The organism is Stenotrophomonas sp. I18B00994 (assembly GCF_014145825.1).
Lineage (GTDB): Bacteria > Pseudomonadota > Gammaproteobacteria > Xanthomonadales > Xanthomonadaceae > Stenotrophomonas > Stenotrophomonas maltophilia.
The window spans coordinates 42,901-65,558 of the sequence record NZ_JACIUW010000023.1; the positions used below are offsets into that span (position 1 = coordinate 42,901).

Sequence of the window (22,658 nt, forward strand, 5' to 3'; positions counted from 1 at the left end):
GCCCTACCGGCGTGGGGGTGAACCCAAGACAGCCAATGCTCGCCCGCCTTGGCCAGCCAGCCCCTTCCACGGTCGCTGTCTTGGGTTCACCCCTACCCCCAGCTGGTCCGCTACCTTGTACAGCGGTGCCACGCCCCCTGTTTGCCTGAAGCCAGGAGAAGACCGATGTTGGACGCCAACCTGCAGTCGCAGCTGAAGACCTATCTGGAGCGCGTGACCCGCCCGATCCAGATCACCGCGCACGCCGACGACGGCGCCAAGTCGCAGGAGATGCTGGAACTGCTGCAGACCCTGGAAAGTCTGTCGGACAAGATCTCGCTGCGGGTGCTGCGCGATGGCCAGGGCCGCGTGCCGTCCTTCGACCTGGGCACCCCGGGCCAGGACATCCACCTGACCTTCGCCGGCCTGCCGATGGGCCATGAGTTCACCTCGCTGGTGCTGGCGCTGCTGCAGGTGGGCGGTCATCCGTCCAAGGCCACCGCCGAGCTGATCGAGCAGGTGCAGAACCTGGAAGGCGAGTACAGGTTCGAAACCTACTTCTCGCTGTCCTGCCAGAACTGCCCGGACGTGGTGCAGGCGCTGAACCTGGCGGCGGTGCTCAACCCGCGCATCCAGCACGTGGCCATCGACGGTGCCCTGTTCCAGGACGAAGTCGAGAAGCGCGAGATCATGTCGGTGCCGACCGTGTACCTCAACGGCGAAGTGTTCGACCAGGGCCGCATGACCCTCGAGCAGATCGTGGCCAAGCTGGACACCAATGCCAGCAAGCGCGATGCCGAGAAGATCGCCGCCAAGGACGCCTTCGACGTGCTGGTGGTGGGCGGTGGCCCGGCCGGTGCTGCAGCGGCGATCTACGCCGCACGCAAGGGCATCCGCACCGGCATCGCCGCCGAGCGTTTCGGTGGCCAGGTGCTGGACACCATGGCGATCGAGAACTTCATTTCGGTGAAGGAGACCGAAGGCCCGAAGCTGGCCACGGCACTGGAACAGCACGTGCGCGAGTACGAGGTGGACATCATGAACCTGCAGCGCGCCAGCGCGCTGGTGCCGGCCGGCGAAGACGGCCTGGTGCGGGTGCAGCTGGAGAACGGCGCGGTGCTGAAGTCGCGTTCGGTGATCCTGTCCACCGGCGCGCGCTGGCGGCAGATGAACGTGCCGGGCGAAGACCAGTACCGCAACAAGGGCGTGGCCTATTGCCCGCACTGCGATGGCCCGCTGTTCAAGGGCAAGCGCGTGGCGGTGATCGGCGGCGGCAACTCCGGCGTGGAAGCGGCCATCGATCTGGCCGGCATCGTGTCGCATGTAACCCTGCTGGAGTTCGATTCCAGCCTGCGCGCCGATGAAGTGCTGCAGAAGAAGCTGCGCAGCCTGGCCAATGTCACCGTGCTGACCAGCGCACAGACCACCGAAGTGCTGGGCGACGGCAGCCGTGTCACCGGCCTGGTCTACAAGGACCGCGTCGGCGGCGACGCCCACCGCGTCGAGCTGGAAGGCATCTTCGTGCAGATCGGCCTGCTGCCCAACACCGAGTGGCTGAAGGATGTGGTGGCGTTGTCGCCGCGTGGCGAGGTCGTCATCGACGACCGCGGCCAGACCAACCTGCCGGGTGTGTTCGCTGCTGGCGATTGCACGACGGTACCCTACAAGCAGATCATCATTGCCATGGGCGCCGGTTCGACCGCCGCACTGAGCGCGTTCGACCACCTGATCCGCTCGTCGGTGAGCAACAGCAGCGGTGCCGTTGCTGAAGCGGCCTGATCCACCGTTCCCAGATCACCGGGAACATTGTCTGCCTGTCGGGTAACCACGCCGTCAGCCGGTCCGTTACCCTTGGGGTGTAAGGATGAACCTACGTGATCTGAAGTACCTGGTAGCCCTGGCCGACCACAAGCATTTCGGCCGGGCTGCCGCCTCCTGCTTTGTCAGCCAGCCCACGCTGTCCACGCAGATCCGCAAGCTGGAAGAAGAACTGGGCCTGCCGCTGGTGGAACGCGCACCGCGCAAGGTGATGCTGACCCCGGCCGGCCAGGAAGCGGCGGCACGGGCACGGGTGATCGTGTCCGAAGTGGAGCAGCTGAAGGAAGCGGCGCGACGCAGCCGCGACCCGGAAGCCGGGACGGTGCGCCTGGGGATCTTCCCGACCCTCGGTCCGTACCTGCTGCCGCATGTGATCCCACGCATCCGCGAGCGCTTCCCGGAGCTGGAACTGCTGCTGGTCGAGGAAAAGAGCGATGTGCTGCTGGACCGCCTGCGCGAAGGCAAGCTGGACGCCGCGCTGCTGGCGCTGCCGGTAATCGACGACCAGCTGCACGCCGAGTTCCTGTTCGAGGAACCATTCCTGCTGGCGGTGTCCGGGCGCCACCCGCTAGCCCGCCGCGAACACCTGGATGTGCAGGAACTGGCCACGCAGAAGCTGCTGCTGCTGGAAGATGGCCACTGCCTGCGCGACCAGGCGCTGGAAGTGTGCCGCCTGTTCGGCGCCAACGAGAAGTCCGAGTTCCGCGCCACCAGCCTGGAGACGCTGCGGCAGATGGTTGCCGCCGATGTCGGCATCACCCTGCTGCCCAGCCTGTCGGTGCAGCCGCCGGTGCCGCGCTCGAACAACATCCGCCTGCTCGACTTCACCGGCGAGGGCCGTCCCAGCCGTCGCATCGCCATGATCTGGCGCCGCAGCTCGGCCATGAACGACTTCCTGATGAAACTGGCCGACCAGTTCAAGCGCCTGCCGCAGGCGCTGTTCACCCTTGATGCGGTGAATGCCACCGGCGAAGCGACCGCCCTGCCCGGCCCCGCCCTGAACGGCTGAACCCCCGCAGCACCGGCCTGGAATCGGCAGGAGTCGATTCCGGCCGCATTTGTCCCCACAATACAGACAGGCGGCGCCAGCAGGTGCCGCCTTTTGCATGGCTTTCAACCAAGGAGCTTCACCATGAGTACCGCCAGCGGCCTGCCGCCGTCGATCACCGTTTCCACCTTCGACATGGACCGCCTGGACGCCATGCTCGAATCCCCTGCGCTGAGCCAGACGCCTGCCGCGCTCGCGCTTGCTGAAGAACTCAACCGGGCCACCGTGCTGGCACCGGACCAGATTCCCGAAGGCATCGTCATGATGCATTCGCGCGTGGAGTGCGAAGATGAAGTGTCGGGCGAGAAGCACGTCCTGACCCTGGTCTTCCCCCGCGAAGCCAACGTCGATGAAGGCAAGGTTTCCGTGCTGGCCCCGGTCGGCAGTGCCCTGCTCGGCCTTTCGATCGGCCAGAGCATCGACTGGAACGCGCCCGGCGGCCGCAAGCTGCGCCTGCGCGTGACTGCGGTCCACAACGACCGCCCCTGATTACCGCTGCGCACCGCGCGCGATTCGATCCCCCTGCACCAGGAGCCGTAATGAGTACCCCGTCCAAACTGTCCCAGCTGCGCGAACTGTCCGTGGTCGTTGCCGATACCGGTGACTACGAGGCGATCAAGCGCCTGCAGCCGGTGGACTGCACCACCAATCCGACCCTGGTGAAGAAGGCGCTGGACCTGCCGGTCTACGCCGAGCTGATCGAACGCGAACTGGCCTGGGGCCGCCAGCAGAGTGGCGACCGCGAAGCCGTGGTGCACGCCGTGGCCGACCGCCTGACCATCGGCGTCGGCGCGCTGCTGAGCACGCTGGTGCCGGGCCGCGTGTCCACCGAAGTGGACGCCGACCAGGCCCACGACACCGCCGCCACCGTGGCCAAGGCCCGCCAGTTCATCCAGATGTACGCCGATGCCGGCGTGCCGCGCGAGAAGATCCTGATCAAGATCGCCGCGACCTGGGAAGGCGTGGAAGCCACGCGCATCCTGCAGGCCGAGGGCATCGACTGCAACCTGACCCTGATCTTCAACCCGACCCAGGCGCTGGCCTGCAGCGAAGCCGGCGCGTTCCTCATCTCGCCGTTCGTCGGCCGTATCCTCGATTGGTACGTGGCCAACGGCCAGACCCCGGCCACCATCGACGAAGACCCGGGCGTGAAGTTCGTGCGTGGCGTGTACGCCGAGTTCAAGCGCCGCGGTTCGCCGACGGTGGTAATGGGCGCCTCGTTCCGTTCGACCGCGCAGATCGAAGCGCTGGCCGGCTGCGACCGCCTGACGATTTCGCCGGACCTGCTGGAAAAGCTGGACGCCGACCACGGCGAGCTGCCGCGCAAGCTGGTGGCCGGCGCCGCCGATGGCACGGTGGTGACACCGATCGATGCGGCGAAGTTCGCGGCGGACCTGGCGGCCGATCCGATGGCCACCGAGAAGCTGGTGACCGGCATCGAGGCGTTTGCCAAGGATCTGGAAGCACTGCGCGAGCGGATCCGCGCGGCACTGTGATTCCGGCCAACGGCTGAGCCCCTCGTGGCGGGGGGCTCAGAGCAAAAGCCGTGCTGGGTCGGGCGGGTTGGGTTCGCGGGAGACGCCGTGAATCCATCCCTGGAGGCTTGGCCGCCGCATCCATGCGGCGGACACTCCCGCGAACCCAACCCGCCCGCCCTCTGACAGTTTCCTGTGGCCGCCCGCCACGGGAGAAAGAAAGAAGAGCAAAAGCGGGTCGCGCGCTTCGCTTGCTTGGATCGGAGCATGGCTATGCCGGTCGTCCTGACCGGCACCCTCCGGGCCGTCGCAAGCGACGTTGGCAGCGGCTCCTGCCGCTGCCTTCAGCTCTACAGAAAGCACTGCAGGACCAAACAAAAAGGACACGGCGAACGCCGCGTCCTTTTTGTTTTTCTTCAGTTCGTCAGTAACCAATGCTCTCGCCCACCGTCACCGGGAAACTCTCGGAGGTGGGGCGGTGTGGGTTGGCAGGACCGTTGGCGCCATGGATGGCGCCATCGAGCCCCCAGGGGTGAGGGCGCTTTGCTTGCGAAGCACTGCTTCGCAAGCGCCCGAACGCCCAGCCGCCAGCGGCTGGGCCGGACCGCGGAGCGGGGTTCACGGCGTGTCCTGCCAACCCACACCGCCCCACCCAACCCGCAGAAACCCAGAGCCGCTTTGGCTTTCAGCCGTTGACGTTGCCCGCCGCAGGCGGACCACCGCGCGTCAGCGCGGCGCCTCCACATCCAACCCGATCGGGCAGCTCACGCCGGTGCCGCCGATGCCGCAGTAGCCGTTCGGGTTCTTCGCCAGGTACTGCTGGTGGTAATCCTCGGCGTAGTAGTACGCCGGTGCCGGGTACATGATCTCAGTGGTAATCGGGCCGTAGCCGGCCGCATCCAGCTGCGCCTGGTAGGCCTCGCGGCTGGCCAGCGCGGCCTTGTACTGCGCCTCGTCGGTAGCGTGGATCGCCGAGCGGTACTGGGTGCCGGTGTCGTTGCCCTGGCGCATGCCCTGGGTCGGGTCGTGGCTCTCCCAGAACAGCTGCAGCAGGCGCTCCAGGCTCACCACCGCCGGGTCGAACACCACCTGCACCACTTCGGTGTGGCCGGTCAGGCCCGAACAGACCTCTTCATAGGTCGGGTTCGGGGTGATGCCCCCGGCATAGCCCACCGAGGTGCTGTACACGCCCGGTTCGGTCCAGAACTTGCGCTCGGCGCCCCAGAAGCAGCCCAGCGCGAAACGGATCTGCTGCAGGCCGGCAAAACGGTCCTTCAGCGGATGGCTGTTCACGAAGTGCTGGTTGCTGTGCAGCGGCAGCGGCTGGTCACGCCCCGGCAGCGCCTCTTCCGGGCGTGGCAGGCGCTGCTTGAAGGCGCCGATGCCGAGGATGCCCTGGCCAATTCCCAACATGATGCGCTCCTACGCCGGAAGTCCGGCTATGTCGTCTGCATCTGAAATGGGGGCGTCCGGCGCGTGGCCCAAGTCCAGCGCCGCCACGATGTCCTCGGCCTGCGGGCGTGCCGCATCGGGGATTCCCACCCGCAGCACACCAAACAGCGGCAGCTCGCCCATGCCGCCCAGCAGCTGCTCGCCAAACACGAAGGCCGGGATGCCGGCATCTTCCAGCGCGTGCTTGACCAGGTGGGCGTCGAACAGGTTGTCGGCCTTGTACACGATGTGCATGCGCGGCTCCGTGGGACAGGGTTCCAGCATACGCCCGGGGGCTGAATGGTGGTGGTGACGGCGCATGACCGTTCTGCCGGCCAGCGGCCGGCACTACCCATCCACCTTCCGGTAGCGCCGGCAGCGGGCCTGCGGAATGTGGATCGCCGTGCAGTTGGGTAGTGCCGGCCGCTGGCCGGCATCCCCACACCCCACCGGGCAGCCCTGCCCCGTACGCGCTAGACTGTTGGTCTTTCTGCCCTTTTTCGCCCCAGACTCATGTCCGAGCACACCCCCGCCAGCCCCGAGACCCCCGCCGACAGCCACGAGAAGCGCGATTTCATCCGCCAGATCGTGCGCGAGGACCTGGCCAGCGGAAAGCACCAGGCGATCAAGACCCGCTTCCCGCCGGAGCCGAACGGCTACCTGCACATTGGCCACGCCAAGTCGATCTGCCTGAACTTCGGCATCGCCGGCGAATTCAGCGGCGTCTGCAACCTGCGCTTCGACGACACCAACCCGGCCAAGGAAGACCCGGAATACGTGGCCGCGATCCAGGACGACGTGCGCTGGCTGGGCTTCGAGTGGAACGAGCTGCGCCATGCTTCGGACTACTTCCAGGCCTATTACCTGGCCGCGGAGAAGCTGATCGAGCAGGGCAAGGCCTACGTCTGCGACCTGTCGGCCGAGGAAGTGCGCGCCTACCGCGGCACCCTCACCGAACCGGGCCGCCCGTCGCCGTGGCGCGACCGCAGCGTCGAGGAAAACCTCGATCTGTTCCGCCGCATGCGCGCAGGCGAGTTCCCGGATGGCGCGCGCACCCTGCGCGCGAAAATCGACATGGCCAGCGGCAACATCAACCTGCGCGATCCGGCGCTGTACCGCATCAAGCACGTCGAGCACCAGAACACCGGCAACGCGTGGCCGATCTACCCGATGTACGACTTCGCCCACGCGCTGGGTGATTCGATCGAGGGCATCACCCACTCGCTGTGCACGCTGGAGTTCGAAGACCACCGCCCGCTGTACGACTGGTGCGTGGACAACGTCGATTTCGCCCATGACGACGCGCTGACCCAGCCGCTGGTCGATGCCGGCATGCCGCGCGAAGCCGCCAAGCCGCGCCAGATCGAGTTCTCGCGTCTGAACATCAACTACACGGTGATGAGCAAGCGCAAGCTGATGGCGCTGGTCACCGAGCAGCTGGTGGACGGCTGGGAAGACCCGCGCATGCCGACCCTGCAGGGCCTGCGTCGCCGTGGCTACACCCCGGCCGCGATGCGCCTGTTCGCCGAGCGCGTGGGCATCAGCAAGCAGAACTCGCTGATCGACTTCAGCGTGCTGGAAGGCGCGTTGCGCGAAGACCTGGACAGTGCCGCGCCGCGCCGCATGGCAGTGATCGATCCGGTCAAGCTGGTGCTGACCAACCTGCCTGAGGGCCATGAAGAACAGCTGACCTTCAGCAACCACCCGAAGGACGAGAGCTTCGGCAGCCGCGACGTGCCGTTCGCACGCGAAGTGTGGATCGACCGCGAGGACTTCGCCGAAGTGCCGCCGAAGGGCTGGAAGCGCCTGGTGCCGGGTGGCGAAGTGCGCCTGCGCGGCGCCGGCATCATCCGCTGCGACGAAGTGATCAAGGATGCCGACGGCACCATCACCGAGCTGCGCGGCTGGCTGGATCCGGAATCGCGTCCGGGCATGGAAGGCGCCAACCGCAAGGTCAAGGGCACCATCCACTGGGTCAGCGCCGTGCATGGTGTGCCGGCCGAGATCCGCCTGTACGACCGCCTGTTCTCGGTGCCGAACCCGGATGATGAATCGGAAGGCAAGACCTACCGCGATTACCTCAATCCGGAATCGCGCCGCACCGTCACCGGCTATGTCGAGCCGGCCGCGGCCAGCGCCGCGCCGGAGCAGTCGTTCCAGTTCGAACGTACCGGCTACTTCGTCGCCGACCGCCGCGACCACACCGAAGCCACGCCGGTGTTCAACCGCAGCGTGACCCTGCGCGATACCTGGTCGGCCTGAGGACCTGCGCGGGCGCCAGCACGGCGCCCGCACGCCATCGACAATGATCACCGCCCTCTCCGTCCTGTTCTGGTTCATCTCGCAGCATCCGCTGCTGACGTTCTTTGCAGCGATGGTGCTGGCCGGGCTGGTCTCGTGGTGGCGGCGCTTTCCGGGCTACGCCATCGTGGTGTTCCCGCTGGCGATGCTCAACATGTTCTTCGGCCACTTCCTCAACGCCACCTTCCTCAACGTGGTGGGCGAGCGTGGTGAAGCGGTGATCGTCAAGGCCGAGCGAACCAGCTCCACGCTCAACGAGCAGTACATCTGGCGCTACGAAGGGGTGCTGCGTACCGCCGAGGGCCGCGACGTGGACGTGGTGTTCCACACCAACACCGCTTCGCTGTGGCCGCTGGAAAACGCCATCCGTATCCCGGCGCGCGACCAGCCGTTCGTGGTCAAGTACACGCCGGGCTTCCCACGCAACTTCGTCATCCTCACCAATGAATCCCCGCACGGCGTCGCCCAGGCCCGGGCCAGCGCGCGCGAGCGGGTGGAGGTGGCGGCACGCAAGCTGCATTTCAGCCCGGGCAATGCCGAGTTCCGCGCGGACTATCGCCGCGAGCTGGAAAGCTGGCTGCGCGACCACGGCAACGATCCGCAGCAGCAATCCGACGCGCAGCGATATCGCGCCGAACTCGACGCGCTCGACCGCTAGATGCCCAGGCCCTGCCTGGATGTTCCACCCCATCCACCCCACAGGCCTGACATGACCACGACCTCCGCCGCTCTCCTCCCGCTGCTGCAGCAGGTCCTTCAGGACGCGGGCGTCGCCAGCCACGTCGACGGCAACGCGCTGCTGCTGGACAGCGGCCTGCGCCTGACCCCGCATGCAATGGCCGCACACGCGCGCGACAACGGTGGTTGGCAGACCTCCACCGTCATTGAAAGCCAGCATCCGCAGTTGTTCGCCGATGGTCTGTTCGAGTACCAGCACGCAAATGGTGCCGATGAGCAGGCATCGCTGTTGTCCGGCTTCCAGGCCTGGGCCCGGGTGGACCTGGTGACCCTGCAGACCGCGATCGGCGCCCAAGACGCACAGGGCCTGCCGATGATGGGCCTGACCTATCCGGCCGGTGACAATGGCGAGGAACACGAGCGCACTGTAGTGCTGGGGCCGTTGGCGCACTACCGTGCACAGGAAGTGGATGCCTCCACCTGCAGCGAAGACGATCATGGCTCCTGCCCCTGCTGCCTGTTCACCCGCAGCATGGAGGCCTTCGACGAGCTGCTGAAAGCCCGCCAATTCCTCGCCATCCGCCTGTTCGCCTCGCGCGATGCCGACGGCCTGTGCGAGGCCGATTGCCGGGTCAACGGCCACGACTTCGCCGCCGCCCTGCCCCTGCTGCGCGCCTACGCGGCCAGCTGGCCGCAGGCCGGGCTGGAGTTCCGTAAGCAGTACGTGGTGATCCGCACCGGCTCGCCGGGCTGACCCACGCCCACACCCGGTACAGGCCCGTGCGGCTACACTGCGCGCCGGTTCCCCAAGCAACCTCACTTTTTCCCATCCCACACGAGGCACCCCCGCGATGCTGTACGCGCAAGTCCACCTGACCCTTCCCGCCTGGATCCACGACCAGATCGACCTGGATCGTCGATATCCGAGCGATGAGGCCAAGGTCGCGCTGGCGATCGAGCTGTCGCGGCTGAACGTCGAGCACGCCAGTGGCGGTCCGTTCGGTGCCGTGGTGTTCGGACCGGACGACAAGGTCATCGCCGCCGGCGTGAACCGGGTGATGCCGCACGCGACCTCGCTGGCGCACGCCGAGAACATGGCCTACATGCTGGCCCAGCAGCGCCTGCAGACCCCGCGCCTGAACGCGGTGCTGTCGCCGGTCACCCTGGCCACCAGTTCGCAGCCGTGCTGCCAGTGCTATGGCGCTACCGTGTGGGCCGGCATCGACCGCCTGCTGATCGGTGCCAACTCGGCCGACGTCGAGGAACTGACCCCGTTCGATGAAGGCCCGCTGCCGGCCGACTGGGTGGGCGAGCTCAACAAGCGTGGCATCGAAGTGGTGCAGGGCCTGAACCGCGACGCCGCGCGCAGCGTGCTGCGCACCTACGGGGAAAGCGATGGCGCCCGTTACTGAGACCGGCATCGGCCTGCTGTGCCTGTGCCGGCAGGGCTTCGAGCCCGAGCTGGCCGGCGAGCTGCAGTTCCGCGCCGGTGAAGCCGGTTTCGCCGGCTACGCGCGCACCCAGCGCAATGATGGCTACGTGCTTTTCATGTGCGACGAAGCCGCCGCGCTGGCGCCGCGCCTGCGCTGGCGCGAGCTGATTTTCGCGCGGCAGAAGCTGGTGGTGCTGGCCGAGCTGCCGCAGCTGGACCCGGCCGACCGTATTACCCCGATGCTCGACGTGCTGGCCGATGCGCCGCGCTTCGGCGACCTGTGGGTGGAACACCCGGACTCGGACGCCGGCAAGCCGCTGTCCGGGTTGGCCCGCGCCTTCGGCAACGCACTGCGCCCGGCGCTGCGCAAGGCCGGCAAGCTGACTGACAAGCCGAACAACCGCCTGCCGCGCCTGCATGTGGTGTTCGTCGACGGCACCCACGCCTTCGTCTGCGTGGCCGACCCGACCGACAGCGCGCCGTGGGCACTGGGCATCCCGCGCCTGAAGCTGCTGCCCGAAGCACCCTCGCGTTCGGCGCTGAAGCTGGACGAAGCACTGCTGACCCTGCTGACGCCGGAAGAACGCGAAGCACTGGCCAAGCCCGGCATGCGTGCAGCCGACCTGGGCGCCGCCCCCGGCGGCTGGACCTGGGTGCTGACCCGCCAGCACATGCACGTGTTGAGCATCGACAACGGCCCACTGCGCCAGCACGTGCTGGACACCGGCCTGGTCGAGCACCTGCGCGCCGATGGCTTCCACTGGCACCCGGAACAGCCGCTGGACTGGATGGTCTGCGACATGGTCGAGCAGCCGCGCCGCGTGGCCGAACGCATGGCCACCTGGTTCCGCGAAGGCTGGTGCCGGCACGCGATCTTCAACCTGAAGCTGCCGATGAAGAAGCGCTGGGACGAAACCCGCCTGTGCCTGGACCTGTTCCAGGACCAGGCCGGCAAACCGCTGGTGGTGCGTGCCAAGCAGCTCTATCACGACCGTGAGGAGATCACCGTACTGGCCTCGCCGTTGCGCTGAGGCCATCACGTCCGCCGGGCATACCCCGGCGCTGCAGAGGGAGGAGCATCCATGCGACATCGAACGATTCCGCTGCTGATCACCCTGCTGGCCGCCGCACCAGCGGTGGCCCAGCAATTGCCGCACACCCCGGCACAAAGCCAGCCGCTGGGCCCCACCGGCGGCGCGATCCGCCAGCAACCGCTGGATGCGGGCCGGGTCAGCGGCAGCGTCGAGATTCCGCAGCCGGCCGGCGAGGCGCAGGTGACCGTGCGTTCGCTGGAACCGAGCAGCGTGGTTGGCCAGTACCGCATCCACTTCGCTGCGCTGGATGTGAACGGCGATGGTTTCATCAGCCGCGAGGAAGCGCAGGCGAATCCCGCGCTGGCCGATGAGTTCAATGCGTTGGACGTGAAGCGTCGCGGCAAGCTGGATCGTGCCGACCTGGCCGGCTGGCTGGTCGACTGAAAAAGGGGACGGAGGGGATTAAGTCGTTTGTGGCACAAACGACTTAATCCCCTCCGTCCCCTTTTTTGATCCAGCGCGATCTTCATCCACGCATGGCGTGGATCTACTGGAGCAACGGCGGTAGCGGTAGCGGAGTCCGCTTCCGGTAGGTGCCAACCTTGGTTGGCACAGCATCGGAAACGCCGTCGCCCCATCTGGACCGACGTGACCTGGCAGACGTGCCAACCAAGGTTGGCACCTACCAGAGCGGGATCCCGTGGTTGCTAACGCGCCAGCGGTGCCCCCCAGCAACGTGCGGTTCGCTCTCCGGCTACACCCCGGCGGCGCGCTTCCAGAATGCCTGCACCATCGGCGGCCATTTGCCGACGCAGCCCAGCGCGCGTCCGCGGGCCAGGGTCAGGTGCATTTCGTCGTTGGAGAACAGGCGGTTGATCGCATCGAAGCTGTAGGCGGCGATCTGGTTGTCGCTGCGCCGTTCGCGTGCCCAGCGCTGCAGGCGCTGCGGCGACAGCCGCGGCTGGCCACGGCGCTCGGCCGACGGCGCCAGCCACTGCTGCAGGGCGGCCACATCGCGCAGGCCCAGGTTCACGCCCTGCCCGGCCAGCGGATGCACCACGTGCGCGGCATCACCCAATGCCAGCACACGGCCGGCCACGTAGTGACGTGCCAGCTGGCGGCGCAGCGGGAAGGCTGCGCGCGGTGATGCCAGCCGCAGCTCACCCAGCCGCGCCGCGAAGGCGCGGGTCAGTTCGCGGTTGAAGCTGTCTTCGTCCAGCGCCAGCACGCGCGCCGCCTCGTCCTCGGGCAGGGTCCAGACGATCGAGCTGCGGCGCTCGGCCACCGGCAGCAGCGCCAGCGGCCCGCTCGGCAGGAAACGCTGCCAGGCGGTGGCCTGGTTGGGAAGATCGCTGTCCACGTAGGCCACCACGCCACGCTGGTGGTAGTCATGCTTTTCAACCTCGATCCCGGCCAGTTGGCGCAGGGTCGATTCGGCGCCGTCGGCGGCTACCGCCAACGCCGCTTCCAGGCGACGACCGTCATCCAGGCGCAGGCGCACGCCGTCGTCGTCCTGCTCCAGCGCTTCCACCCGCGCCGGGCAGTGCAGCTGCACGCCCGCCGCCGGCAACGCCGCCCACAGGCGATCCTGCAGCAGGCCGTTCTCGACGATGTAGCCCAGTTCACGACGGCCGAAGCGATCGGCATCGAACAGCAGATCTTCGCCGCCGGCCGCATCCCACACCTGCATGCGCCGGTAGGGCCAGGCGCGGGCCTGCACGATCGCCGGCCACACGCCCAGGCGGCTCAACAGTTGTACGTTGTCAGCAGCGAAGGCGAACACGCGGAGGTCAGGCTGTGCGGCCTGCCACGGCGCGGGCTCACGACCTTCCACCAGCGCAACCGACAGGCCGGCATCGGCCAGCGCCAGCGCGCACGCGGCACCGACCACGCCACCACCGACGATGGCCACATCAAGGCGCATGCGCCGGCTCATGCGGCTTCTCCGCGGCACAGGCGCGGCACTTCGCCGCGGAAGCCCATCGCGCCACCGACCAGCATCGACTGCACCGATGCGCGTTGCGCGGCCACCAGGCCGAGGCTGCGCAGCGGCCGCATCAGCGGCGCCGGGTTGCTGGTCAGGCGCGCCAGGCCGCCGGAGAACGCCACCGTCTGCCGGCGATCTTCCTCGCGGCGCGCGACATAGGCCTGCAGCAGTGCATCACTGCCGGCATCTTCATGCGCATCCTCCAGCAGCTCGGCCAGGGTCAGCGCATCGCGCAGGCCCAGGTTGAAGCCCTGTGCACCCAGCGGATGAATGGTCTGCGCGGCATTGCCCAGCAGCACCGTGCGCTCACCGGCCAGGGCGCGCGCCAGCACCTGGATGAGCGGGTAGGCGCTGCGCGGGCCGGACTCGAGCAGGCGGCCGGCACGCCAGCCGATCGCGTTCTGCAGGCGTTGCAGCCAGGCGGCATCGTCCAGCGCCATCACCGCATCGGCCTGGTCGCGCGCAACACCATGCACGGTGCCGAAGTGACGATCGCCGCGCGGCAGCAGGGCCGTCGGGCCGGTATCGGTGAAACGCTCCCACGCGGTGCCATCCGGCACGCGCTGGCTGCGTACACGGGCCACGAACAGGGTCTGCTGGAAATCATGGCGGTCGACCTCGATGCCCAGTGCACCACGCACGCCACTGGTCGTACCGTCGGCACCCACCACCAGCCGTGCCAGCAATACGCGCTCGCCGGCCTCATCGGCGACCCGCACCTGGCGGTAGCCGTCGACCACTTCACCCAGGCCCAGGAACCGCATCGGCCGGTAACGGCGCAGCCGCGGCAGCTCCTGAAGCCGCGCTTCCAGCGCCTGGCCGAAGTCGCGGGCGACCACCACCTGGCCGAACCAAGGCCGGTCGTAATCGGCCGCTTCCAGCTGCACACGGCCGAAATCGCCGGCACGGCTGACGTGGATGCGCCGGATCGGGCCCGGTGCCATCGCCAGCTTCTGCATCACCCCCAGCGCGGTCAGCGCATTGACGGTGGCAGCGGCAAAACTGAGATTGCGCTGGTCGAACACCGCCGGCAGCTCGCCGGCCGGGCTGGCCTCGAGCAGGCCCACGTCGCGGCCGAGGCGGTCCAGGGCAATGGCCAGGCTGGCGCCGACCAGGCCACCACCGACAATCAGCACGTCATGTCGTTCACTCATGCGTTCATGATACGCGCTCGCCCCGTCTGTACGCCGAACGGCCGGTCCTGCGCCAACCCGCGCGGCGGGCTAGAATGAAACCTGAATCCGCTCCGGGCCCGCCACCATGTCCGACACTGCCAACCGCGCCTTCGTCCTGTCCGTGCTCGTTCTGGTGCTGGCAGCGACCCGTGTCAATCACTTCGCGGCGATCCCCGATGCCTCATGGGCGGTGTTCTTCATCGGTGGCTTCTACCTGGCCCGCTGGACGCGCTGGGCGTTCCCGCTGCTGATGGTGTTCGCGGTGCTGGTGGACTGGATCGTGATCCGCAGCAGCGGCCTGGACTTCTGGCAGCACTACTGCGTGTCGCCGGGCTACTGGCTGCTGCTGCCGGCCTATTTCTCGCTGTGGGCCGGCGGCATGCTGCTGGGCCGCAACTACCAGAGCGCGCGCTGGCCGGTACTGGCCAAGGGCGCGCTGCTGCTGGTCGCCTCGGTGGCGGTCTGCCACCTGCTGGCGCAGGGCGGCTTCTACTGGACCAGCAGCAACGTGGCCGAGCCGACCCTGGCCGGCTGGGCACAGAACTACGCGCAGTGGTTCGGCCCCTACCTGCGCACCACGGCGATCTACGTGGCGCTGGCCGCCGCCCTGCAGCTGGCCGTGGAGCAGGTGTTGAAGCTCCAGCAGGCCCGCCGCGACATCCGCCACTGAGCCGCGACATGGGTCATCGCCTCTCGCGCATCTACACCCGCACCGGCGACGACGGCAGTACCGGCCTCGGTGACGGCCAGCGCGTGCCCAAGGATGACGCCCGGGTGGCGTCCTACGGCACCGTCGACGAGGCCAATGCCGCGCTCGGCCTGCTGCTGGCCGTGCCCCTGCCCGAGGATGTGCGCGCGCTGGTGGTGCATCTGCAGCACCAGTTGTTCGACCTGGGCGCCGAACTGTGCATCCCCGGCCACGCCGCGATCCACGCCGCCGATGTCTCCGCCCTGGAACAGCAGCTGGACCATTACAACGCCGGCCTGCCGATGCTGAAGGAATTCATCCTGCCGGCCGGCGGCGAAGCCGCCGCGCGCTGCCATCTGGCCCGCACCATCGTCCGCCGCGCCGAGCGCGAAACGGTCACCCTGGCCCGCCACGAGGCCGTGCGCAGCGAGGCGTTGCAGTACCTGAACAGGTTGTCGGACCTGTTGTTCGTACTGGCCCGGGTGCTGGCCCGTGCCGACGGCCAGGGCGAAGCGCTGTGGCAACCACAGCAGCGCCAGCGCTGAGCCTGCACGATGCTGGTCTACACCCATCCGTCCTGCCTGCTGCACGACCCCGGCCCCGGCCACCCGGAGTGCCCGCAACGCCTGCAGCATGTGCTGGACGCGCTGCACACCGCGTTCCCCGGCCAGCTGGAGTGGCGCGAAGCGCCACCGGCCAAGTTCGGTGAACTGACCCGGGTCCACGACAGCGCCCTGCTCGACTTCGTGCTGCAACCGCAGACCGCACCATTGCGCCAGCTGGACATGGACACCTGGACCTCACCCGGTTCGGCCAGCGCCGCCGTGCACGCCGCCGGTGCCGGCGTGGCCGCGGTCGATGCGGTGATGCTGGGCGACGACCCGCTGGCCTTCTGCGCGGTACGCCCGCCGGGACACCACGCCACCAGCAGCACGGCGATGGGCTTCTGCCTGCTCAACAACATCGCCATCGCCGCCGCCTATGCCCGCGACCGCCACGGCCTGGAACGGATCGCGGTGGTCGACTTCGACGTCCACCACGGCAACGGCACCCAGGACATCTTCCAGCACGACGCCCGGGTCTCGTACTACAGCACCCACCAGGCCGGGCTGTTCCCCAATTCCGGCCTGCGCCGTGACCGCGGTGCCGGCAACCTGATGAACATCCTGCTGCCGCCGGGCAGCGGCGGCTTCCGCTTCCGCAATGTCTGGGCCGACGAGATGCTGCCGGCCATCGACGACTTCCGCCCGCAGCTGCTGCTGATCTCGGCCGGCTTCGACGCCCACCTGCGTGATCCGCAGGCGGACCTGATGCTGGAGACCGACGATTTCGCCTGGATCACCGGTGAACTGCACGCACTGGCACGCCGTCACGCGGCCGGCCGGGTGGTCTCGATGCTGGAGGGTGGCTACGACCTGCAGGCCCTGGCCGAGTGCAGCGTGGCCCATGTCCAGGCCCTGCTCACGCCGTCCGTGGGCACCTCCGCCGGATGAACCCGAACCGGCAGGCTCCGGCGTCCTTCATTGCCCCTATGCAAGGGATGGGGCAAGCTACCGTCCGTTTTCGCCCGAATCCGAACCGCGTGCGCCGAGCCCTCCGCCTGCTTCCCCTGCCTCTGAGCATCGCCATCAGCCTGCCGGCGATGGCCGATGAAAAGCCGCTCAACTGGGGCCTGTGCCCGGCCACCGACGTCATTCCCGCGTTCACTGACGCCCCCACCCCGGTCCCGGCCCAGGACAAGGCTGCCGCCGCGGCCGCCCGCGAGCAGCAGCCGACCGACATCGAGGGTGACCAGCTGCTGGGCACCACCACCGTGCCGCAGTACGAGGGCAACGTGGCGCTGCGCCGGGGTGACCAGTTCGTCGGTACCGACAAGCTCAGCTTCGACACCGAGACCGGCAACTACATCGCCGACGGCAATGTCCGCTACCAGGACGGGTCGATCCGGATGGTCGCCAAGCGTGCCGAAGGCAACCAGGAAAGCGATACCCACAAGATCTCCGACATCAAGTACCAGCTGGTGTCGCGCCGGGGCAACGGCGATGCCGAGTCGGTCGACCTGCAGGGTGCGGTCGGCCAGATGCACCGCTCCACCTACACCACCTGCGATCCCTCGCAGCCGGTGTGGAAGCTGTCGGCACCGCAGATCGAAGTGGACAACGACGAGGGCTTCGGCACCGCGCGCAACGCCGTGCTGCGCATCGGCAAGGTGCCGGTGCTGTGGGCGCCGTACTTCAAGTTCCCGATCGATGACCGCCGCAAGACCGGCCTGCTGTTCCCGCAGCTGGGCATGTCCGGGCGCAACGGCTTCGACTACGCCCAGCCGATCTACTTCAACCTGGCACCGAACTACGACGACACGCTGACCCCGCGCTACATGAGCCGGCGCGGCCTGCTGCTCGACAACGAGTTCCGCTACCTCTACAACGGCGGCCGCGGCGAGGTGTTGACCTCGTTCATGCCCAACGACCGCCTGCGCGACCGTGACCGCGGCCGGGTGATGTTCTCCGGCTACCACAACCTGGACAGTAACTGGCACGCGCGTGCCAATCTGGCCTGGGTCAGCGACGAGCGCTATGTCGAGGATTTCGCCAACCGCCTGGTGGGGGTGACCGCCTCCAACCTGCAGAGCACGGTGGGCCTGTACGGCACCGGCAAGAACTGGACGGCCGGCATCATGGCCGACCGCTGGCAGCTGACCGACTACACGCTCGACGAGCGCGCCCTGCCCTACAACCGCCAGCCGCGCCTGTACTTCAACTGGGACAAGCCGGTCCGGCCCTGGCTGGAAGCCGGCATCTACGCCGAAGCGGTGCGCTTCACCCACGACGACATCAACTTCAAGAACGCCGTCGGCACCGGTAAGGATCTGCAGTACACCCGCAATGGACTGCAGTGGACCGACGGCGTCGGTGTCAGCGGCGGTTCGCGATTGGACGTGAAGCCGTATGTGTCATTCCCGATCAGCGGCGCGGCCTGGTATGTGACCCCGACCCTGGCCTACCGCTACACCGCCTATCAGCTGGACCGTGGCCTGGTGGATGGTGTGAGAGGCATCCAGGCCCAGATCCTGAGTTCGCAGGGCATCGACCCGAACACGGCCACGCCCGAGCAGCTGCGCGGCAACACCTCGCCCAGCCGCAGCCTGCCGATCGGCAGCATCGATGCCGGCCTGTTCTTCGACCGCGAAACCAGCATCGGCGGCAAGTCCTTCCTGCAGACCCTGGAACCGCGCCTGTTCTACCTGCGCACGCCGTACCGCAACCAGGACGACCTTCCGATCTTCGACACCCGTGACTTCACCTTCAGCTGGGGCCAGCTGTTCCGCGATTCGCGCTACACCGGCGCCGACCGCCAGAACGACGCCAACCAGCTGACCCTGGCGGTGAGCACCCGGTTCATCGACCAGACCACCGGCAAGGAACGTTTCTCGGCCTCGATCGGCCAGATCCAGTACTTCGATGAGTCGCGGGTGACCACCACCCCCGGCGGCGCCCCGGTGGAAAAGGGCAAGTCGGCCTGGATCGCCGACGGCAACTACATGATCAACGACCGCTGGACCCTGGGCGCCACCTACCAGTGGGACCCGAAGTACAAGCGCGAGGATCTGGCCAGCGTCCGTGCCCGCTACCTGATGCCCAACGACGGCGTGGTCAACCTGAGCTACCGCTACCGCATCAATGCCGGTGCTCTGCCCGGTGCCAACAAGTATGACCGCACCCTGCTGGAGCAGGCCGACCTGTCGTTCCTGTACCCGCTGAATGCGCGTTGGAGCCTGGTCGGCCGCTATTACTACTCGCTGCAGGACAAGGAGCCGCTGGAAATCATCGGCGGTGTCCAGTGGGACAGCTGCTGCCTGGCCGTGCGTGTGGTCGGCCGCCGCTATGTCCGCAATCGCGAAGGCGAGATGAACAACTCCATCCAGGTGGAGTTCGTCCTGAAGGGCCTGAGCTCCATCGGCCAGGACACGGACCGCACTCTGCGCCGTGCTATCCTCGGCTACAACCGCGACGACCTCTATCTCGTGCCGCCCAGCAACACCGGGGCGACCCGCGATGACTACGATCCGAATCTGATCCCATGACCAAGCGCTTCCCCGTTCTACTCGCCTCGCTGCTGGCGGTGTCCAGCGTGTCCGCCCCCCTGCAGGTGCTTGCCCAGGAGGCGCAGCCGCTCGACCGCATTGCCGCCGTCGTCGATGAGGACGTGATCCTGCAGAGCGAGCTCCAGCGTGCGATCGCCAACATCAAGGCGCAGTACGCCGGGCGGGAAAACCAGCTGCCGCCGGAAGACGTGCTCAGCCGCCAGGTGCTCGAGCGCCTGGTGCTGGTCAAGCTGCAGGTGGCCCGCGCCCAGGGCAGCGGCATCCGGGTCAGCGACCAGGAGCTGAACCAGGCGATGAACTCCATCGCCCAGCAGAACGGTTCGAACCTGGACACCCTGCGCCAGCGCCTGGCCCACGACGGCATCGATTTCAACGATTTCCGCGCATCGGTGCGTGATGAGATCACCGTGCAGCGCCTGCGCCAGAGCTTCGCGCAGAGCCGCATCAGCGTCAGCGAGGGTGAAGTCGATGCCGCGCTGAAGCAGCAGGCCACGGTAGGCAACCAGTACCACCTGGCGCACATCCTGGTCGCGTTGCCGGACGGCGCCAACGCCGACCAGATCGCCACCGGCCAGAAGAAGGCCGATGGCGTCAAGGCCCTGCTGGACAAGGGCGAGCTGGACTTCAACGCGGCGGCCGTGCGCTATTCCGACAGCCCCAATGCGCTGGAAGGCGGCGACCTGGGCTGGCGCAGCCTGGATGAAATCCCGCAGGCCTTCGCGCAGATGATGGAAAAGATGAAGCCCGGCGAAGTAGTCGGCCCGATCCGTGGCCCCAGCGGCTTCCAGCTGTTGAAGCTGGTGGAAGTGCGCGATGCCAGCGCCACCGCTGGCGCAAGCACCGTCACCGAGTACCACGGTCGCCACATCCTGGTGCGCGTGGACGATCATCAGACCGACGCGGCCGCCAAAGCCAAGATCGATACCCTGCGTGCCCGCATTGCCGGTGGCGCGGACTTCGAGACCGTGGCCAAGGAGTCCTCCGAGGACAACAACAGCAAGGGTCAGGGCGGCGATCTGGGCTGGTTCCCGGCCGATGCGTTCGGTCCGGCCTTTGGCCAGCAGGTGGCCGCCATCCAGGACGGCGGCGTCAGCCAGCCGTTCCGCACCGATGCCGGTTGGCACATCCTGCAGCGCGTGGCCACTCGCCAGACCGACGTGACCAACGACAACCAGCGTGCCCAGGTCCGCGAGACCATTGGCCGCCGCAAGCTGGAAGACGAGTACAACCGCTTCCTGCAGGAACTGCGCGGCGAAGCCTACGTTAGCTTCCGCAGTGGCGACCGCGCGGAAAACACCGCCACGCCGCCGCAGTCCTGATCGATGCGCCCCGAGCTCGCTCTGGTACCGGGCGAGCCCGCCGGGATCGGCCCGGAGCTGTGCGTCCGCCTCGTCCAGCAGCCGCGTGAAGATTGTCGGCTGCTGGCCTTCGCCGACCCGGACACCTTGCGCGCGGCCGCGGCCGCGCTGAACCTGCCGCTGCAACTGCTGCCCGAGGATGCCCAAGCGCGCGTCCCCGGCGACCTGCGCCTGCGCGTGGTGGCCAATGCCACCCCGAGCCGTTTCGGCCAGGCCGATCCGGCCAATGCCGGCGCGGTCATCGGCGCCCTGCTCGGTGCCGGCCAGGCCTGCCTGTCAGGCGAACTGCACGGCGTGGTGACCGGCCCGGTGCACAAGGCCGTCATCAACGAAGGCGGCATCGCCTACAGCGGCACCACCGAACTGCTGGCCGACCAGGCTGGGGTGAAGGTGGTGATGATGCTGGCCAACCACATCGTGCGCGTGGCCTTGGCCACCACCCACCTGCCACTGCGCGAGGTGGCCGACGCGATCACCACGCCCAGCCTGGAACACACCCTTCGCACCGTGCACGCCGCGCTGCGCCGCGAGTTCGGCCTGCCCGCGCCACGCATCGCCGTGCTCGGCCTGAACCCGCACGCCGGCGAAGACGGCCATCTGGGCCGCGAGGAACTGGACCTGGTCATCCCGCTGCTGCAGCGCCTGCGCGCGGAGGGCATGGACCTGATCGGGCCGCTGCCAGCCGATACCGCCTTCCTGCCGGCCAAGCTGGCCGGCTTCGACACCGTGCTGGCGATGTACCACGACCAGGGCCTGCCGGTGCTGAAGTACTCGGGCTTCGAGCAGGCGGTGAACCTGACCCTGGGCCTGCCCTACCCACGCGTTGCAGTGGACCACGGCACCGCGCTGGACCTTGCCGGCCGTGGCGTTGCCGATCCTTCCAGCCTGCAGGCGGCAACGACGTTGTGTGCGCAGCTTGCGCGGCAACGTACACTGAGCGCATGAATTCCCCGCACTCCCCCTCCGGCCCGGTGTTCACCGCCCCGGCCAAGAAGCAGCTTGGCCAGCATTTCCTGGCCGACCGCCACTACATCGACAAGATCGTGATGGCGGTCAACCCGAAAGACGGTGACCGCCTGGTCGAGATCGGTCCCGGCCAGGGCGCGATCACGCTGCCGCTGCTGCGCGTGCATCCGAAACTGACGGTGATCGAGTTCGACCGTGACCTGATCGCGCCGCTGACCGCCGCCGCCGAGCCGCTGGGCGAGCTGACCATCGTCCACCGCGACGTGCTGCGCGTGGACTTCACCGAGCTGGCCGCCGGCCAGCCGATCCGCCTGGTCGGCAACCTGCCCTACAACATCTCCTCGCCGATCCTGTTCCATGCACTGGAACATGCCGCGGTTATCCGCGACATGCATTTCATGCTGCAGAAGGAAGTGGTCGACCGCATGGCCGCCGGCCCCGGCAGCAAGGTGTACGGCCGGCTCAGCGTGATGCTGCAGGCCTACTGCCAGGTGACCTCGCTGTTCGTGGTGCCGCCGGGCGCGTTCCGGCCGCCGCCGAAGGTCGATTCGGCCGTGGTGCGGCTGGTGCCGCGTGACCCGGCCGCGATCGACATCAACGACCACAAGCGTTTCGCCGAAGTGGTCAAGGCCGCCTTCGGGCAGCGCCGCAAGACCCTGCGCAACGCCCTGAACAACGTGGTGTCCGCCGAACAGTTCGTTGCCGCCGGCGTGCGTCCCGATGCCCGCGCCGAACAGCTGGACGTGGCCGAATTCATCGCTTTGGCCAATGCCTCCTGATTACACTGCCGGTATGGAAGACGCTGACGTTTACGCCATCTCCGTCGAAGTCGCACCGCGCTTCCTCGACGATCAATCCGCGCCGGAAGACGGACGCTATGCGTTCGCCTACACGATCCGCATCCACAACCAGGGGCGGGTTGCCGCGCGCCTGGTCGCACGCCACTGGCGCATCACCGATGCCAACGGCCGCGTCGAGCATGTCGATGGCGACGGGGTGATCGGCGAGCAGCCACGCCTGCGTCCCGGTGAAGACTTCCATTACACGTCCGGTGTCATGCTGGGGACCGATCACGGGACCATGCAGGGCCACTACGACATGGTCGCCGACGACGGCACCGAATTTGCCGCGCCGGTCGCACCTTTCGTGCTGGCCATCCCGCGTACCCTGCACTGACACGGAG

The 22,658-nt window shown here is 67.8% G+C and carries 22 protein-coding genes and 1 pseudogene; 18 read left to right on the top strand and 5 right to left on the bottom strand.

Annotation, left to right across the window (positions count from 1 at the left end; translation table 11 throughout):
• Positions 1–165: 165 nt before the first annotated feature.
• From ahpF to H4O10_RS19070, 4 genes are all read left to right on the top strand, one after another.
• Positions 166–1,758, top strand: a complete 1,593-nt coding sequence (gene ahpF / locus H4O10_RS19055; RefSeq protein WP_033834171.1) for an alkyl hydroperoxide reductase subunit F — start codon at positions 166–168, stop codon at positions 1,756–1,758.
• A gap of 85 nt (positions 1,759–1,843) precedes the next feature.
• Entirely contained in the window at positions 1,844–2,806 is a 963-nt protein-coding gene (locus H4O10_RS19060) for a LysR substrate-binding domain-containing protein (protein WP_049453900.1), read from the top strand.
• 123 nt (positions 2,807–2,929) lie between these two features.
• Positions 2,930–3,334 carry a nucleoside diphosphate kinase regulator gene (gene rnk / locus H4O10_RS19065; RefSeq protein ID WP_005408156.1) on the top strand — a complete coding sequence of 135 codons (405 nt, stop codon included), beginning with the start codon at positions 2,930–2,932 and terminating at the stop codon, positions 3,332–3,334.
• Positions 3,335–3,384: 50 nt separating this feature from the next.
• Positions 3,385–4,341 carry a transaldolase gene (locus tag H4O10_RS19070; RefSeq protein WP_033834172.1) on the top strand — a complete coding sequence of 319 codons (957 nt, stop codon included), beginning with the start codon at positions 3,385–3,387 and terminating at the stop codon, positions 4,339–4,341.
• Between the two features lie 36 nt (positions 4,342–4,377).
• Here the strand turns inward: H4O10_RS19070 and H4O10_RS19075 are convergent, their stop codons facing one another.
• The 3 genes from H4O10_RS19075 to H4O10_RS19085 all read right to left on the bottom strand — a co-directional run bounded on the left by H4O10_RS19075 (position 4,378) and on the right by H4O10_RS19085 (position 6,006).
• Positions 4,378–4,755, bottom strand: coding sequence for a hypothetical protein (locus H4O10_RS19075; protein WP_152904947.1), 378 nt, complete (start codon positions 4,753–4,755; stop codon positions 4,378–4,380).
• A 291-nt stretch (positions 4,756–5,046) separates the two neighbouring features.
• Positions 5,047–5,712 carry a peptide-methionine (S)-S-oxide reductase MsrA gene (gene msrA, locus H4O10_RS19080; RefSeq protein ID WP_033834185.1) on the bottom strand — a complete coding sequence of 222 codons (666 nt, stop codon included), beginning with the start codon at positions 5,710–5,712 and terminating at the stop codon, positions 5,047–5,049.
• Positions 5,713–5,742: 30 nt separating this feature from the next.
• The gene (locus H4O10_RS19085) at positions 5,743–6,006 is read right to left on the bottom strand and encodes a DUF2007 domain-containing protein (RefSeq protein ID WP_005408153.1); all 264 of its coding nucleotides are present in this window, start codon (positions 6,004–6,006) and stop codon (positions 5,743–5,745) included.
• Positions 6,007–6,264: 258 nt separating this feature from the next.
• Here H4O10_RS19085 and H4O10_RS19090 point away from each other — a divergent pair, with 258 nt between their 5' ends.
• From H4O10_RS19090 to H4O10_RS19115, 6 genes are all read left to right on the top strand, one after another.
• Positions 6,265–8,013: a glutamine--tRNA ligase/YqeY domain fusion protein gene (locus tag H4O10_RS19090; protein WP_049454333.1), complete on the top strand. Its 1,749-nt coding sequence runs from the start codon at positions 6,265–6,267 to the stop codon at positions 8,011–8,013.
• Between the two features lie 43 nt (positions 8,014–8,056).
• The gene (locus tag H4O10_RS19095) at positions 8,057–8,710 is read left to right on the top strand and encodes a membrane protein (protein ID WP_033834174.1); all 654 of its coding nucleotides are present in this window, start codon (positions 8,057–8,059) and stop codon (positions 8,708–8,710) included.
• Between the two features lie 51 nt (positions 8,711–8,761).
• Positions 8,762–9,484: a DUF6348 family protein gene (locus tag H4O10_RS19100; protein ID WP_033834175.1), complete on the top strand. Its 723-nt coding sequence runs from the start codon at positions 8,762–8,764 to the stop codon at positions 9,482–9,484.
• A gap of 97 nt (positions 9,485–9,581) precedes the next feature.
• A complete protein-coding gene (locus H4O10_RS19105) occupies positions 9,582–10,142 on the top strand; it encodes a nucleoside deaminase (protein WP_033834176.1) in 561 nt (186 codons plus the stop codon).
• Positions 10,126–11,193, top strand: a complete 1,068-nt coding sequence (gene rlmM, locus H4O10_RS19110; RefSeq protein WP_033834177.1) for a 23S rRNA (cytidine(2498)-2'-O)-methyltransferase RlmM — start codon at positions 10,126–10,128, stop codon at positions 11,191–11,193. The genes H4O10_RS19105 and rlmM overlap by 17 nt, the downstream gene beginning before the upstream one ends.
• Before the next feature lie 51 nt (positions 11,194–11,244).
• Positions 11,245–11,640, top strand: a complete 396-nt coding sequence (locus H4O10_RS19115) for a hypothetical protein (protein WP_005408148.1) — start codon at positions 11,245–11,247, stop codon at positions 11,638–11,640.
• Between the two features lie 310 nt (positions 11,641–11,950).
• Here the strand turns inward: H4O10_RS19115 and H4O10_RS19120 are convergent, their stop codons facing one another.
• Together H4O10_RS19120 and ubiH are read right to left on the bottom strand one after the other, a co-directional pair.
• Positions 11,951–13,132 carry a UbiH/UbiF family hydroxylase gene (locus tag H4O10_RS19120; RefSeq protein ID WP_049453909.1) on the bottom strand — a complete coding sequence of 394 codons (1,182 nt, stop codon included), beginning with the start codon at positions 13,130–13,132 and terminating at the stop codon, positions 11,951–11,953.
• Positions 13,129–14,337: a 2-octaprenyl-6-methoxyphenyl hydroxylase gene (gene ubiH / locus H4O10_RS19125; protein WP_049402191.1), complete on the bottom strand. Its 1,209-nt coding sequence runs from the start codon at positions 14,335–14,337 to the stop codon at positions 13,129–13,131. The genes H4O10_RS19120 and ubiH overlap by 4 nt, the downstream gene beginning before the upstream one ends.
• Positions 14,338–14,443: 106 nt before the next feature.
• On the opposite strand from ubiH, the gene H4O10_RS19130 reads away from it, so the two are divergent.
• From H4O10_RS19130 to apaG, 8 genes and pseudogenes are all read left to right on the top strand, one after another.
• Positions 14,444–15,028 carry a hypothetical protein gene (locus H4O10_RS19130; protein ID WP_005408145.1) on the top strand — a complete coding sequence of 195 codons (585 nt, stop codon included), beginning with the start codon at positions 14,444–14,446 and terminating at the stop codon, positions 15,026–15,028.
• A gap of 8 nt (positions 15,029–15,036) precedes the next feature.
• Complete coding sequence (locus H4O10_RS19135) at positions 15,037–15,591, top strand: cob(I)yrinic acid a,c-diamide adenosyltransferase (protein WP_033834179.1); 555 nt, start codon at positions 15,037–15,039, stop codon at positions 15,589–15,591.
• A gap of 9 nt (positions 15,592–15,600) precedes the next feature.
• Entirely contained in the window at positions 15,601–16,539 is a 939-nt protein-coding gene (locus tag H4O10_RS19140) for a histone deacetylase family protein (RefSeq protein WP_005412302.1), read from the top strand.
• Positions 16,540–16,628: 89 nt separating this feature from the next.
• Complete coding sequence (gene lptD / locus H4O10_RS19145; protein ID WP_080240921.1) at positions 16,629–19,130, top strand: LPS-assembly protein LptD; 2,502 nt, start codon at positions 16,629–16,631, stop codon at positions 19,128–19,130.
• Positions 19,127–20,455: pseudogene (locus tag H4O10_RS19150) on the top strand (peptidylprolyl isomerase); the annotation flags it as partial. The gene lptD and the pseudogene H4O10_RS19150, both read left to right, overlap by 4 nt.
• Positions 20,456–20,473: 18 nt before the next feature.
• On the top strand, positions 20,474–21,454 hold the full coding sequence (gene pdxA, locus H4O10_RS19155) for a 4-hydroxythreonine-4-phosphate dehydrogenase PdxA (RefSeq protein WP_033834751.1): 981 nt from the start codon (positions 20,474–20,476) through the stop codon (positions 21,452–21,454).
• Complete coding sequence (rsmA, locus tag H4O10_RS19160) at positions 21,451–22,254, top strand: 16S rRNA (adenine(1518)-N(6)/adenine(1519)-N(6))-dimethyltransferase RsmA (RefSeq protein ID WP_033834750.1); 804 nt, start codon at positions 21,451–21,453, stop codon at positions 22,252–22,254. The genes pdxA and rsmA overlap by 4 nt, the downstream gene beginning before the upstream one ends.
• Positions 22,255–22,267: 13 nt before the next feature.
• A complete protein-coding gene (gene apaG, locus H4O10_RS19165; RefSeq protein WP_005412297.1) occupies positions 22,268–22,651 on the top strand; it encodes a Co2+/Mg2+ efflux protein ApaG in 384 nt (127 codons plus the stop codon).
• Positions 22,652–22,658: the final 7 nt, after the last annotated feature.